10 protein-coding genes are annotated in these 15132 nt (G+C 41.6%); 5 read left to right on the plus strand and 5 right to left on the minus strand.

The window, feature by feature from the left end; all coding sequences use genetic code 11:
- Positions 1 to 69: 69 nt before the first annotated feature.
- From KEM09_RS01415 to KEM09_RS01430, 4 genes are all read right to left on the minus strand, one after another.
- On the minus strand, positions 70 to 1392 hold the full coding sequence (locus tag KEM09_RS01415) for a deoxyguanosinetriphosphate triphosphohydrolase (protein WP_212224269.1): 1323 nt from the start codon (positions 1390 to 1392) through the stop codon (positions 70 to 72).
- Between the two features lies 1 nt (position 1393).
- On the minus strand, positions 1394 to 2119 hold the full coding sequence (locus tag KEM09_RS01420; RefSeq protein WP_212224271.1) for a M48 family metallopeptidase: 726 nt from the start codon (positions 2117 to 2119) through the stop codon (positions 1394 to 1396).
- Positions 2120 to 2176: 57 nt separating this feature from the next.
- Positions 2177 to 3301, minus strand: coding sequence for a methyl-accepting chemotaxis protein (locus KEM09_RS01425; RefSeq protein ID WP_212224273.1), 1125 nt, complete (start codon positions 3299 to 3301; stop codon positions 2177 to 2179).
- Positions 3302 to 3521: 220 nt separating this feature from the next.
- A complete protein-coding gene (locus KEM09_RS01430; RefSeq protein WP_212224275.1) occupies positions 3522 to 5174 on the minus strand; it encodes an AMP-binding protein in 1653 nt (550 codons plus the stop codon).
- A 236-nt stretch (positions 5175 to 5410) separates the two neighbouring features.
- Here KEM09_RS01430 and KEM09_RS01435 point away from each other — a divergent pair, with 236 nt between their 5' ends.
- The 4 genes from KEM09_RS01435 (at position 5411) to KEM09_RS01450 (ending at position 9963) form a co-directional block, all read left to right on the plus strand.
- Positions 5411 to 6553 (plus strand): peroxiredoxin family protein, encoded by a 1143-nt coding sequence (locus KEM09_RS01435; protein ID WP_212224277.1) that lies wholly within the window; start codon positions 5411 to 5413, stop codon positions 6551 to 6553.
- A gap of 163 nt (positions 6554 to 6716) precedes the next feature.
- Positions 6717 to 7880: a TlpA disulfide reductase family protein gene (locus KEM09_RS01440; RefSeq protein ID WP_212224279.1), complete on the plus strand. Its 1164-nt coding sequence runs from the start codon at positions 6717 to 6719 to the stop codon at positions 7878 to 7880.
- A 209-nt stretch (positions 7881 to 8089) separates the two neighbouring features.
- A complete protein-coding gene (locus KEM09_RS01445; RefSeq protein ID WP_212224281.1) occupies positions 8090 to 8851 on the plus strand; it encodes a UDP-2,3-diacylglucosamine diphosphatase in 762 nt (253 codons plus the stop codon).
- Between the two features lie 23 nt (positions 8852 to 8874).
- The gene (locus tag KEM09_RS01450) at positions 8875 to 9963 is read left to right on the plus strand and encodes a 3-oxoacyl-ACP synthase III family protein (RefSeq protein ID WP_212224283.1); all 1089 of its coding nucleotides are present in this window, start codon (positions 8875 to 8877) and stop codon (positions 9961 to 9963) included.
- 80 nt (positions 9964 to 10043) lie between these two features.
- Here KEM09_RS01450 and KEM09_RS01455 read toward each other — a convergent pair whose 3' ends face one another.
- Entirely contained in the window at positions 10044 to 12398 is a 2355-nt protein-coding gene (locus KEM09_RS01455; RefSeq protein WP_212224290.1) for a transglycosylase domain-containing protein, read from the minus strand.
- 283 nt (positions 12399 to 12681) lie between these two features.
- Here KEM09_RS01455 and topA point away from each other — a divergent pair, with 283 nt between their 5' ends.
- Positions 12682 to 15129: a type I DNA topoisomerase gene (gene topA / locus KEM09_RS01460; RefSeq protein WP_212224292.1), complete on the plus strand. Its 2448-nt coding sequence runs from the start codon at positions 12682 to 12684 to the stop codon at positions 15127 to 15129.
- The last annotated feature ends 3 nt before the right edge of the window (positions 15130 to 15132 follow it).

Raw genomic sequence — 15132 nt, forward strand, 5'->3', positions numbered from 1 at the left:
GTTCAATAAGTGCTCCAAAAAGTTCAAACGCTTCTTTTAATTGAAAATATGGACTTATTGCAGTGCCCTCTATTTTAAACCTATGCCGTTAATTTTTTTATATAAATCAAGTGCATACACATCGGTCATCCCAGATATAAAGTCAAGCACAGACTGGATCTTATCATACAGCGGGGTATCTGTTTCACATCTGAACTGTTCAGGAATAAAGGGTAAAAGCATTTTTGAATAGAAGTCATCTGGGTTGGTGACCGCCTTGATAAATTCTTCGAGCAGTGTGCCAAGTATGCGGTAACCAGCTATTTCAATTTCAACCACCGAAGGGTGTTTATAAATGCGTGTGTAAGCTGTTGTCTGGCAGGTTTTCATGGCCTCACGCTCATGACCAGTTAAATGGTCTATCAAACCTTTTTCAAAACTACCGTTGAGTATGCTGGTGTGGTTATTCCAGAATATCTCTGTACACTGACCTACCAGTTTGCCAATTACTTTTGCCCGCAGAAAGGCCATGCGTTCATTCAGGTCAGTTACTTCCTCAAAAACACTGGCTATCTTTTTAAACTCCTCGGCCTCATGGTCTTTGTCAAAAAAGCCGGTTAGCAAATTATACGTTTCTTCGTATGATAATATTTTAAGTTTGTGCGCATCTTCAATATCCATTACCTGGTAGCAAATGTCATCGGCTGCTTCAACCAGATATACCAAGGGATGACGGGCATAAATCCTCTTTTCACTGTCTAAAAGCTGAAGCCCCAGAGTGGAGGCGATGTGCTCAAATGTGTCGTGTTCAGACTGGAAATAGCCATATTTTTTAAGTCCAACGCCTGAGGCATAAGGATATTTGATGATAGAAGCAATGGTAGTATAGGTCATAGCAAAGCCACCTTTGCGTCGTCCTTTAAAGGCATGTGTCAGCATACGCAGCGCATTGGCATTACCTTCAAAGCGCGTGATATCTGTCCATTGCGAAGGGCTTAATTCAGCCTTAAATTTCTTTCCTTCTCCATTGGTAAAGTAATGACCAATAGCGGCCTCACCTGAATGACCGAATGGCGGGTTACCCAGGTCGTGTGCCAGGCAGGCGGCTGCTACCACAGAGCCAATTTCTGCCACTAATTCAGGATTGCCATATCCGGCTTTCGTTAATCGAGCAGCGATGTTGTTACCCAGCGAACGGCCCACACTGGCAACTTCAAGGCTATGCGTAAGGCGGTTGTGTACAAAAATACTTCCGGGTAATGGAAATACTTGTGTTTTGTCCTGTAGCCGCCTGAAAGGAGACGAAAAAATAAGCCGATCATAATCGCGCTGAAACTGGGTGCGATCGTGCTTTATTTGTGTTTGGTTTTCTTGTCCGGTGCGTATGGTTGATAGTAGTTGCTCCCAGTTCATGCTAATATATTTTTGTTTGATAATCCTTCATGGCTTTATCCAGCTCACGTGCTTTGCCCTTGCACATGATATCGAGCCGTGCCCAGAAATGCGGGCCATGGTTTTTCTCGTGTACATGGCATAGTTCATGCAAAAGTACATAATCTATCAGTTGGTCGGGCAAGCGCATTAAATGAAGATTGAGATTAATGTTGTTGGTAGCAGAGCATGAGCCCCAGCGCGTTTTTAAGTTCTTAATGGTAACATTGCGAAAGCTGATATTATGCTGCTGAGCCAGCCATGATAACCGGCCCGGAAGAAAACGTTTAGCCTCCAGCCTCAAGGCTTCCTCAATGCCGAATCGGATGGTTTTCTGAATTTCGGGTGATCTCACCGGCAGGTGAGATGGATAGGAGATGTGTAGTAACCCGTTTTGTAATTGCAGGCGCACTTTGGGTTGTTGATGTTGCTCTATTTTTAAAGCAAACGAGCGGGTTCTGAATTGTGTTTGCTCGTCAAATATAGTCAGGTTCTGCTCTTTTTCTTCAAGTCTGCTGCGCTGCTGTAATACCCATTGACGCTTCTCGTGCAAAAAGCTTACGGCTTCCTGTATGTTGGCTCCTTTAGGTATGATCAGTGTTGGAGGTGCAAAGGGCTTCATCCGTATACTAATGCGCCGGGCTTTTGCACTTATGCGGATGCATACATCGCCTATTTCGGGTATGTTTACCAGCTCTTCCTTTTTCATGCCATTACCTTTCGGCAGTAAAAGTAATAAACAGAGGCGATAGTGCGACTAAAATATTTATGATTGCAATTTAAAGAATCGAAGTTTGTCGATGAGGGATGCTGCTTGTTCAACCATTAGTCCCGAACTGGACGACATCTCTTCAGAAATAGCAGCATTGCTTTGTGTAGAACGATTAATTTCCTGTAGTGCATTATTAATTTGTGCGGCTCCCAGGTTTTGTTCTTCACTCGAAGATGCAATCTCATCCACCAGGTCAGCATTCTTCTTTATTAATGGAAGTGTATGTTGCAGTTTATCGAGGGCGATTTCTGCCATCTCGTTACCTTTTTTCGAATAGCTTTCAATTTCTTTGGCCGCCAGTTTGCTACGTTCAGCCAGTTTTCTAACCTCACCTGCAACAACGGCAAAACCTCTGCCTTCGGCACCTGCTCTTGAGGCTTCTACAGCAGCATTAAGTGCCAGTAGGTTGGTCTGAATGGCTATTTCATCAATTATTTTAATTTTTTCATTGATTTGCTGCATAGCACTTAAAGCTTCCTGCGTACTAGCATAGCTTTCATCAACCGATTGTCTTGCTTTGTGCGAATTATCTTTGGTGGCCAATGCATTCTGGCTGTTGGCCTCTATATTAGCAGCCATTTCTTCCATTGATGAGGATATTTCCTCCAGACCTGACGCCTGATTATTGGCGAGGCTCGATATTTCTGTGGCCGTTTCATTTAGGCTCGTTCCAACCCGATTAACTTCATCGGCAGAGTGCCCCACCTCAGTTACAACACTACTCATTTGTAATTGTAAATGATTAATGGCCTGATGTATCTCGTATAATTCACCTTTTACAGGTGCTGTGTAGGCTTCTTCCTTACTTGAAATGTTTCCTGCTGCAATATTCTTTAGCTTATCGGTGATGCCTGCCAGTGGCTTTTTGATTTGCAGATAAACCAGGTATTGAAGAATAACAGTCACAATAATACCTCCCAATAAAGCAGCCCAGAAAGGGTATGATTCAGGGTTTTTGTAGTGAATACGACTGTTCATAACCGTTAAAAAAACGTTGATCATCCACAATGCTCCAATCCTGAAGAAAATACTTCCCTTGTAGAGCAAACGTAATAAAAAGTACCCGATAGAGCCTGTTGTTACCAAAATAACAACGAACCTCACTATAAATGATTCCATTCCCATAATGTACCTCCCACTCAATTCGTTATTAATGCATTATCCTTTAGGTAACGGCAATTTGCGAATTGTTGGTAAAGATTGTAATTAAGCAAAAATAATTGCGAAGTAATAAAAAAACAATTTCCCCTGTTACGAAATGATAATAGTTAGGTTTCAATATGACAATAAAAAGCCGCCTGTTGTTCAGGCGGCTGCATGTTTTCTCTAAAAATCAATGCTATTTAGTGTATTTATAACGTTTGATGCTCTTTTTAGGTGTTTTTTCAAATTCCTCGGGGAAAAGCGTCACTTTCGATATGTTCATGTATGCAGGTAATAGCTTATTGGCTGCCACTTTTATATCTTGTAACTTTTCTTCAATCTGCTTTTTGGTAAACTTTTCGGCATCCGTAGCTTCATAGTCAGGATAGATCAGCGCCTCGAGTTTTCCATCATTATCTCTAACAAGGCACTCCTGCACGTAATTCATCGAGTTGATGATGGTCTCTATTTCCTCAGGATAAATATTCTGACCTGAAGGTCCTAAAAGCATGTTTTTACTTCGGCCTTTTATGTAGATGAAGTTTTGTTCGTCAATTACACCTAAGTCACCCGTGTGAAGCCAGCCGTCCTTATCAAATATCTCACTGGTCGCTTCCTCATTCTTGTAGTAGCCCAGCAGGGTGTTATCGCCTTTTACCAGTATTTCACCAACTTCATTGTAAGGATCTTTTGAATCAATCTTTATGGTCATACGATCTACCAAAGCACCAGCTGAGTAGGTTCTCGACTCGGTCCATGGTGCATAGCTGATAAGTGGTCCGCACTCGGTCATGCCATAGCCAATGGTAAACGGGAAGCCAATTTTACGTAGAAATTGCTCCACATCTTTATTCAGAGCAGCTCCTCCAATTATAATCTCACGAAATTCACCGCCAAATACCTCCGTGAGCTTGTTCTTTACTTTGTTATATACAATTTTGTTTAGCCCGGGGATTTTTAATAATGCCTTTACTTTTGGTTCTTCCAGTTGTGGTTGAACGCGCTTCTTAAATATTTTTTCAAGAATAAGGGGTACTGATAAAATCAGATGTGGTTTTACCTTTCTAAATGCTTCTGTGATGATTTGCGGAGATGGTGTGCGGGTGAGAAAGGTAATGTGACATCCCATCGTAAACGGCCATAAAAACTCGAATAAGCAGCCATAGGCATGAGCAAGAGGAAGAAATGAAACCACCCTTTCCTCTGGCTTAAGTATTAAATGCTCTTGCGCGTATTTGATGTTCGACCAGATACTGCGGTGAGGCAATAATACCCCTTTTGAGAAACCTGAAGTGCCGGATGTGTATGAAAGTACCATCACTGCTTCGGCATCAATTTCCGGGAAATCTAACTTTTCAGGATTGAAGTTCTGGCCATCGCCTTTGAAAAAAGGTTGCAGGTTGATTACTTTTTCCGCCAGTTTGCCTTTACTATTGTCAACAAGCGATATGCATTGGTTAATTGAGACAATACCAAGCAGTCCATTCATCTTGGTTTCATCCAGCTTGTCAAAAAGCAAGTCAGTTGAAAACAGCAGTTTGGACTCAGAATGGTTGACAATGTGGTGAATGTCGCTTGAATTAAAATCGGGCAGGATGGGTACAATAACAGCTCCATAAGTAATGGTGCCTAAATAAACCACTGCCCAGCTGGTCATGTTACGACCGATTAGCGCAATTTTATCTCCTTTTTCGATGCCCAGCTCCTTATATAATTGATGTAATCCTAGGATGCGTTCACCTACCTGATTGTAAGTAATAGATTCTCCCTGGAAATCACTGAATGCATTTAACTGACGGTAATTTTTAAGAGCATGTTCAACATAGCTCAAGTATCCATTATTATCCATGTTGCTTGTTTTTTGTTGACCGTTAAAGGCTTAAATAACCGACCAAAATTATTTAAAATTCTGTAATTACCTAATTTAATATGTAACCATATCTGTATCATGTAAATATAGGGTCACTTAAATTAATTTGCCAGTTTGTGCAATTGTTGTGCCACAAAATGGATCTGGAATCAGGCATCTGTAAAAGTGATTCCTGATAAACAGTTTTTTGTATTTTTGTGTAAATGCTGCAAACTATGAGATATTTTGTATTGGCTGCAATGGCCTTATTGTTTTTGAATTGTTCCAAGCCACAAAAGACACCTTACTTAACTATTAAGCCTGAGCAGGACTTAAACGGAAAGGTTGAACTATATCGCATTGATGAAACCACACAATTATTCGATAGAGCCATACAGGCTGAAGAAGGTCATTGGGAATTTGTGACGGATAGTGTGCCCGAGGGCATATACAGTTTGCACATTAATGGTGAAAAAGTAGCCTCGTTGATAATTAATTCCACTTTTCCGGCGACCATAACAGGACATTTTCAAGTCAATGATCAACGGCTGTCTGTTTCTGGCAATTCTGAAACAAAAGCCTTGTGGAAATGTGAGCAATTGGCACGGGAGGCTGCATATGAAATAGAGCAGCTAGTTGCCGGCCGGCCAGATTCAATTGTTGCTGAGGAGTTTGTGCATGTGAGAGATTCATTCTATACAAATATCAATGCTATTATTGATAAGAAAGCAAAAGAGATCAACCGCATTGCCAATAATCATCGAAATACCTTGCTACCACTACTGGCTATGCAACTTAAAGCTGGTAATCACTATCTGTTTCATCCCGAGCAATATGCCGATTTGTATTATGAAACCAGCAACCAGCTTCAGAATCGATACCCAGATTACTGGCCGGTGAGGCAGTTTGCAACGCATGTTGATTCGTTAATGAACAGAAGCTTATTTAATGCCATTACCAAAGAGGGGCGAACTTTCCCGGCTATCTCGGTGCCTGATGCATGGAAGCAAGAAGTGCGGCTTGATAGTTTGATTAGCCAACCAACGTTGTTCGTAATCTGGAAATCAGATGATGCAGCATCGCGTCATATCACCGGTCAGCTAATGCGATGGACCCGACCATATCGTAACCAGGGGCTGAAGGTTTGCATGATTTCGATGGATGACGATAGAGATAAGTGGCTAAGTGCCATAAAAGAGGATCGCCTGGCCGTGTTGCACCTGTCTGATTTGAATGGAGATACTTCGCCTGTTCTTCAGCAGTTAGGGCTATCAGCTATCCCGTATTTGTTGCTCACAGACACTAATCGAATCATTGTTAAACGTACTCGCGAATTAGACGACCTAAGCACGGCTATGCGGCAATTAATGAAAAATTAATCCTATATTTGAGCGTTCTATAATCGAGAATCTTAGTATTATACTAACTTATAACCAATTGATAATAAGTTCGTATTTATGCCTGATTATCATGACCTTTAAATGGAGGTTGATAAAGGCAGGTGAGTTACAACTTATAAGCAATGAAAATAAACTTTTAAATATGAGACAAGGACTGTTTTTACTTTTAATAATAGTATTGACAACTGCGTGTAATAATAAAGATAAATTCAGGGTAACCGGGCATATCGAAGGGGCAAAGGATCAAATGCTATATCTTCAACGTATGGATCTGAGCCAAACGGTAACCATTGATTCAGTAAAGATTAAGAATGGCAATTTTGAGTTTAAAAACGATAGACTCAAAGAGCCTACTTTCTTAATTTTAAAGTTAAGTGACAACAACTTCATTACTTTGCTGGCAGATTCTATTGAAACAATCGCAGTAGATGCAGATGCCAAAAACCTAGAAACAAGCTATCAGCTCAAGAATTCGATTGGTTCTGTTTATATCCAGATGTTTAATAAGCGCATTCGTAAACTCAATAAGGAGCTAAATACCATTGTGGCTAAATATAAGGCCACTGATGTGAAGGATGCTCAAACACGTGCAGAGCTAGAGCAACGCTATGATCAGAAACTGAACGAGCATAAGGCTTTTGTCGGAGAGTTCATAATGGAGAATCCTCGTTCTTTTGCTGGTTATTATGCTCTTTTCCAGAACCTGGATGATAATAGCGCTGTTATGAACGTGTTTGATAAAAAGGATCAGGTTTATTTTTCAACTTTGGCTACCAGTCTAAACCTATATTTTCCTGAGTCAGAAAGAGCAAATCACCTTTACAACTATGTTTTGGGCGCAAAGGCTCAGCAGCAACGTCAGAAATTTGCTGATGAGTTAATGGCTTCAAAAGCCGATGAACGTGGCTATGTTGATATTGAAGCGCCAGACCTGCAAGGTGATACCATCAAGCTATCTTCGCTGGAGGGAAAGACTATTATTGTAAATTTTTGGGCATCATGGGATGAAAAATCTGTAGCTGCCAACCGTCATCTGAAAAAGATGTATGCACAATACAAGAATAAAGGATTGGCTGTTTATTCAGTTTCTCTTGATAGGAGTAAAGTGCTTTGGGAAAGTACTATAAAGAAAGAAGGCTATGAGTGGGTGGATGTAAGTGATTTAAATTATACCAATTCATTCCCTGCCCGTTTATATAATATCAAACAAATACCATCTAACTATATTATTAGCCCCAAAGGGGAGATTATAGGGAAGGATTTATTTGGAAATCGTTTAACCGATAAGTTAAAAGAACTATTATAAGCTTATAAAAGCTAAACTTGAAAACCGCATTCTTACGATTGCGGTTTTTTTAATGTCTCATTTACATAAAATTAACCAGCAAATTAGGCGAAATTTAATCTTCGACTTTTTTACTTGTTTGTTCAACAATTACTTACAAGAATAATTAGGTTAGGAGATGCTTTATTTTTCTAATATATTTGTCGGTTAAAATATAGCAGGTAGCATACTTGGAAACGAATAAAAAGATATACTTTGCATCGGATGTACACCTGGGAGCTCCAGGTATAAATAATCATCGATTGCATGAAAAGCGGTTTGTAAACTGGCTGGATACAGTCAAAAAAGATGCATCTGAGATTTACCTAATGGGTGATATCTTCGATTTCTGGTTTGAATATAAGCATGTGGTGCCAAGAGGTTTTACACGCTTCTTAGGTAAGCTTTCTGAAATTACCGATAGTGGTATTCCGGTTCATTTCTTTACCGGCAATCATGATATCTGGCTGTTTGATTATCTCGAAAACGAGTGTGGCGTTAAGGTATATCGTGAGCCAGTAATCAGAGATTTCAATGGGAAGAAAGTGTTTCTGGCACATGGCGATGGACTTGGCCATTACGACAAGCACTATAATTTCCTGAAATCTGTGTTCACCAATAAGTTTGCTCAATGGCTGTTTGCTCGTATTCATCCCAACAGTGGCATTGGATTGGCCAATTACTGGTCGGGTAAAAGCCGGGAGAAAAACAATAAGGAGTATGGCGATAAATACCTGGGAGATGATAATGAGTTCTCGGTATTGTATGCCAAAGAGTTTTTAAAAGAAGAAAAGGTCGATTACTTTGTATTTGGTCACCGCCATGTGGCACGTACGGTCAGTGTGGGGCCGGGTTGCCAGCTTATCTTTTTAGGCGACTGGATACAGCATTTTTCATATGGTGTTTTCGATGGAAATACCATTGAATTACAGTACTTCGATTCGCACGTATAGTTTGATATAGAAAAAAAGTAAAAATGAATTCAAAGGCTGAGATTTATGCTGTAGCTACCGGAACAGGAAGCTATATCCCTCCTGTGGTTAAAGCCAATGCCGATTTTATCAACAATACCTTTTTCAACGATGATGGAACAGTTATCGAAACAGAAGGCCAGGAAATTGTTGATAAGTTTGAGCAGATAACCGATATCGCCGAAAGGCGATGTGCCGAAAAGAATCACGTCACGTCAGACTTGGCTATGTTTGCCGGTAAGGCAGCACTTGAAGATGCAGGTTTTGATAAGGAGAAGCTGGATTATATCATCGTGGCTCATAACCTCGGTGATATGCGTCATGGTACTATTTATCCGGATATTCTGCCAACTTTGGCATCTCGTGTCAAGCATAAACTTGGCATTAAGAATCCGAAAACCATTGCTTACGACATAACCTTTGGTTGTCCGGGCTGGACACAAGCCATGATACAGGCCAATTATTACATTAAGTCAGGTGATGCTAAAAGTGCCCTGGTGATAGGTGCCGACACGCTTAGCAGGGCTATGGAGCCACATGACAGAGATTCGATGATATTTGCCGATGGCGCCGGAGCCGTGGTGCTTGAGGCTCGCGAAAGCGAAACCCCTGTGGGTATATTAAAGCATGCGGTACAAACCGATACTGAAGAACACATTGATCTTCTGCGTATGGATAATCCGTACAATGAAGCATTAAAGGGTGAAAACCTGTTTTTGAAGATGTATGGTCGTCGCTTGTACAACTATGCGCTTACCAACGTGCCGCAACTGGCCAAGGAGTGCCTGGATAAAAATGAGATGGAGCTAAAGGATGTGAAGAAGATTTTAATTCATCAGGCTAATGCTAAAATGGATGAGGCGATTCTCAAGCGCATTTTTAGATTGTATGGCGAGCGTAAGGTAGATATGGATGTAATGCCAATGACGATTCGTGAGCTGGGCAACAGCAGTGTGGCAACAGTTCCAACTCTGTTCGATTTAATTTGTAAAAAGCAATTGAATGGTCACACCCTGGAAAGTGGTGATAATGTGATGATGACATCCGTTGGAGCGGGCATGAATATCAATGCATTTATGTATAAAATGCCGTAAGTAGTTTATTGAAATTATAAAAAAGCGAGCTATTCGATTATCGGATAGCTCGCTTTTCTATTTATATAAAGTTGTAATTTCTAAAAGAATTCTTCAACGTTCTCAATAACTTCTTCCTGGTTATTTGCCTCAGCGCGTCTGGCAGCGTTATCGCCGCAATCAATATTAATATTGAAATTAAGAGGTTCTTCAAAGATATCTTCCTCAGTTATGCCCAATTCTTCATTGGCATACACATCTTTCATGTATAAGGCAAATATGGGCAGGGCCATGTTAGCTCCCTGTCCAAGTCTGATACCATCGAAATGAATGTCGCGCTCTTCGCCACCAACCCATATGCCAGTAACCAATTGTGGCGTAACACCCATAAACCAACCGTCAGAATGGTTCTGTGTGGTGCCGGTTTTGCCTCCCATCTGGGCATGTAACTCGTAGGTTAGTCGCAATCGGATACCAGTTCCTTGATTAATAACGCCTTCCAATAGGTTAAGCATCAGGTAAGCCGTTTGTTCGCTGATAGCTTCGCGCTTCTGCGGATGGAAATCACTGATAACATTGCCATAGCGATCTTCAATGCGCGTTACAATCATTGGTTCAATATGGACGCCTTTGTTGGCAAAGGTACAGTAGCCACTGGTCATTTCCAGTAGGCCAAAGTCAGGCGTTCCCAGACAAAGAGCCGGTACTGCATCCATTGGGCTTTTGATACCCAGCTCATGGATGGTGTTGGCAACCGCTTCAGGGTTAAACTGTTTCATTACCCAGGCAGTTATGTTGTTATTGGAATTGGCCAGTCCCCATTTAAGTGTCACCATCTCACCGGCACGTGCACTGCCGCTATTACGCGGAGTCCAGGTCTTACCGCCGCCCAGGTAAAATGTCTGAGCTATATTTGGTACTAAATCGCAAGGCGTAAAGCCTTCCTGCATAGCCAACGTGTATACAAATGGTTTAATGGTTGAACCGACTTGTCGTTTCCCTTTACCGGCCATATCGTACATAAAGTGCTTAAAGTTGGGCCCCCCAACGTATGCTTTTACATGCCCCGAAAGCGGATCCATCGAGATCATGCCTGCCCTCAGGTAAAACTTATAATGGTGGATTGAATCAAGGGGAGTCATCACTGTGTCGCGTTCACCAGCCCAAGTGAATACCGTCATGTCGTAAGGAGTATTAAACACCCGCTTAACACTGTCCATATCAGCACCACTTCTTTTTAGTGCACGATAACGATCGGTGTTTTTTATGGCCTTTTCTATGATTTTTTCATAATCGTCTTTCGATAAATCTCTGGTGTAAGGAGCACCGCTTCGGCCTTTCTTTTCGTTAAAGAACTTTGGTTGAAGGTCTTGGCTGAGGTGCTCTTTAACTGCATCTTCGGCATATTGCTGCAGGCGAGAATCAATGGTAGTGTATATCCTTAAGCCATCTTTATAAATATCATATTGGGTGCCATCCGGGCGATAATTTTTATGAATCCAGCCATACAGAGGGTCATCCACCCAGCGCGCGCTGTCTTCCAAAAATTTAGCTTCCATCCATGATGGGTAGTTGGCTCTAGTAGGTTCATCGGCCGTCAGAGTTAAGCGCAAATACTCTCTGAAATAGGGAGCTGGACCTTCTTTATGATCGGCTCGGTTGAATTTAAGCTCAAGCGGTAAAACGGATATGGAATCATATTCGGCCTGGGTTAAGAATTGCGCCTTAAGCATCTGGTTGAGTACAACATTACGACGATCCTGCGTTAATTCGGGTCTGCGAACCGGGTTAAAGAGAGCGGGATTCTTCAGCATACCAATAATCACAGCTGCTTCTTCAACTTTTATGGAGTCGGTGGAGGTATTGAAAAATGTTTTGGCTGCACTTTTAATTCCATACGCATCGTATATAAACTCTGCCTTGTTTAAATACATGGTCAGAATTTCGTCTTTGGTATAGCTTCTTTCTAGTTTCACAGCTATTACCCATTCTTTAAGTTTCTGAAAGGCTCTTTCTATATTGCTGGATGCATGCCCATGAAACAACAGTTTGGCTAACTGCTGGGTAATGGTACTACCTCCTCCGGAGCTTTGGTCTTGCATAATTATCGTACGAAAAATCACCCTGGCCAGGCCTCTGGCATCAATACCTGAGTGATCATAGAAGCGCACATCTTCTGTTGCTACAAGTGCATTAACAATGTTGGGCGATAGTTCTTCATACTGGCTAAAGCTTCTGTTTTCGCGGAAGTAATTCCCCAAAATCTGGTGATCGCTGGAGATAACATTGGTTGCTAGGTTGCTCTTGGGGTTTTCAAGCTCTTCAAAGGTTGGCATAAAACCAAGCAGACCATAAGAGATCATGGTAAATAGTAGAAATACCGATAGTATACCACCAATAACAAGTATCCAGAATGTGCGAATTAATTTGCGGTATTTTGATTTAGATTGCTCCATCTTTCTTCAGGTGTTTAAATTATCTGGCTGTTTTTGCTCTTAGAAGCCCACCCATCAAGAGTTTGCTTAGGCAGCCATTCAAATTATCAGCTGTGGCTCACAAATATTCTCTGCAAGCAGTTTCGTAATAATTATTGATATTTTGGTGTAAAAATAGTAAAATTTGACAGATCGACTGAGGCGAACGTTTGCGTAAAGCATTTTCATTTTTTAACATTGTGGCAATTTTATATAATTTTGCGTGCTTTAATTAATAAGTGGTGCTTGTAAGACAATTTGAGAGATGGGTAAAAAAACAACGGTTACGGAAGAAAACTTGGTGATAGTCGAGTCACCTGCAAAGGCGAAAACCATCGAGAAATTCTTAGGGAAAGACTTTCTGGTGAAATCGAGCTATGGGCATATTCGCGATTTATCAAAGAGTGATTTTGGCGTTGATATCAATAATAATTATCAGCCCGATTACATCATATCTTCCGACAAAAAGGAAGTTGTTAAGGAATTAAAGCTGTTGGCTAAGAATGCTAAGATGGTATGGCTCGCTTCCGATGAAGACCGCGAAGGAGAGGCTATTGCCTGGCACTTGTTTGAAACACTTGAGCTCAAAGAAGAAAACACGCGACGCATTGTATTTCATGAGATCACAAAGGATGCGATACAGAAGGCCATTAAAAATCCACGTAAGATTGATATCAACCTGGTAAATGCACAACAGGCCAGGCGAGTACTCGACCGTTTGGTGGGTTTTGAGCTATCACCTGTATTGTGGCGAAAGGTAAAACCATCATTATCGGCTGGTCGTGTTCAGTCAGTGGCCGTTCGTTTGATTGTCGATCGCGAGCGGGAGGTGTTTGCTTTCAAACCTACTTCATCATACCGAGTTACCGCTATTTTTGAAGTAACCGATGATAAGGGACGTGTTAAGGAGCTTAAAGCAGAGCTGAACAAGCGCTTTGATACTTACGAGCAAACCAAAGCATTTGTTGAGAAATGCAGTGATGCGGAGTTTTTGGTGTCACAAGTCGAGAAAAAGCCCGTTAAGAAATCTCCTGCAGCACCATTTACAACATCAACCCTGCAACAGGAAGCGTCGCGAAAACTGGGCTTCTCAGTTGCGCAGACCATGTCCATTGCACAAAAACTTTATGAGGCTGGTAAGATTACCTATATGCGTACCGATTCGGTCAACCTGTCCGATTTAGCTTTGAATATGGCATCGGCGCAGATTAGTGAAATGATGGGGCCGGAATATGTCAATATTCGCAAATATAAAACCAAGGCTAAAGGGGCACAGGAGGCTCACGAAGCTATTCGTCCAACCTACCTCGATAAGGATACGGTAGCTGGTTCTGCACAGGAGAAACGCCTGTATGAGCTGATTTGGAAAAGAACCATAGCTTCTCAAATGAGTGATGCCCAGTTAGAGAAGACGGTGATACATATTGAAGCAGGGAATACTGGTGAAAAGTTTTTGGCAACAGGCGAAATTATTAAGTTCGATGGATTCCTGAAGGTATATATCGAATCAACAGATAATGAAGGGGAACAGGAAGAGAATGAGAGTGTGTTGTTGCCACCAATTCATGAAGGCGAAGTATTGGAGATGCTGAATGTAGAGGCACGTCAGCGCTGGAGTCAAAAGCCAGCACGCTATACTGAAGCCAGCCTGGTGCGTAAGCTCGAAGAATTGGGTATCGGTCGTCCGTCAACTTATGCGCCAACCATCTCTACCATCCAAAATAGGGGGTATGTAGAGAAGGAGGATCGCGATGGAACCGAAAGGCACTATAAGCATTTGTGGCTTGAAAAAGGAAAACCGGTAATCGAAAGCGAGAAGAAAGAGATTACAGGAGCAGAAAGAAGCAAGCTGTTCCCAACAGATATTGGCATGGTTGTTAATGACTTCCTGGTTAAATATTTTGAGAGTATCGTTTCCTTTGACTTTACAGCAAAAGTTGAAAAGGAATTTGATGATGTGGCATTAGGAAATGTGGAGTGGAGCAAGTCAATCGATGAATTTTATAAACCATTTCATGACACGGTTGAAGAAACTCTGGAGCAATCAGAAAAAAGTACGGGCGAGCGCATTTTAGGAGTAGACCCCGCGAGTGGGCAGCAGGTTTCTGTGCGCATTGGCCGCTTCGGGCCTTTGGCACAAATTGGCGTATCATCAGATGAAGAAGGCGCTGAAAAGCCAAGATTTGCATCGCTTAGAAAAGGGCAGCATCTGGAAACGATTACGCTGGAAGAGGCATTGGACTTATTTAAGTTACCCCGAACACTTGGTGAATTTGAAAATAAAGTGGTGGTGATTGGTATCGGTCGTTTTGGCCCGTATATTCGTCACGATAGTAAATTCGTTTCTCTGAAGAAAGGGGTTGACGATCCTTTTGAAATCGATCTGGAAACAGCCATTGAGCGTATTAAAACCAAACGCGAAGAAGATCTGAAAAAAATTATCAAAGAATTTACTGAGGAGCCGGATTTGCAAATTTTAAACGGTCGATGGGGGCCGTTTATCAAATACCAAAAAAAGAATTTCAAGATCCCCAAGGATAAAAATGCAGAAGAATTATCTTTGGAAGAATGTAAGGCGCTGATTGAGGCAGATACCAAAGCTTCGCCCAAAAAGAAGACAGCTGCCAAGAAAGCAGCTACAGTGAAAAAAACGACAGCAACTAAAAAGGCCACAACCACAAAAAAGAAAACGACTGCTAAGAAAACCAAATAGCTA

Origin of the sequence: Carboxylicivirga mesophila (assembly GCF_018271975.1) — a bacterium.
GTDB classification, from domain to species: domain Bacteria; phylum Bacteroidota; class Bacteroidia; order Bacteroidales; family Marinilabiliaceae; genus Carboxylicivirga; species Carboxylicivirga mesophila.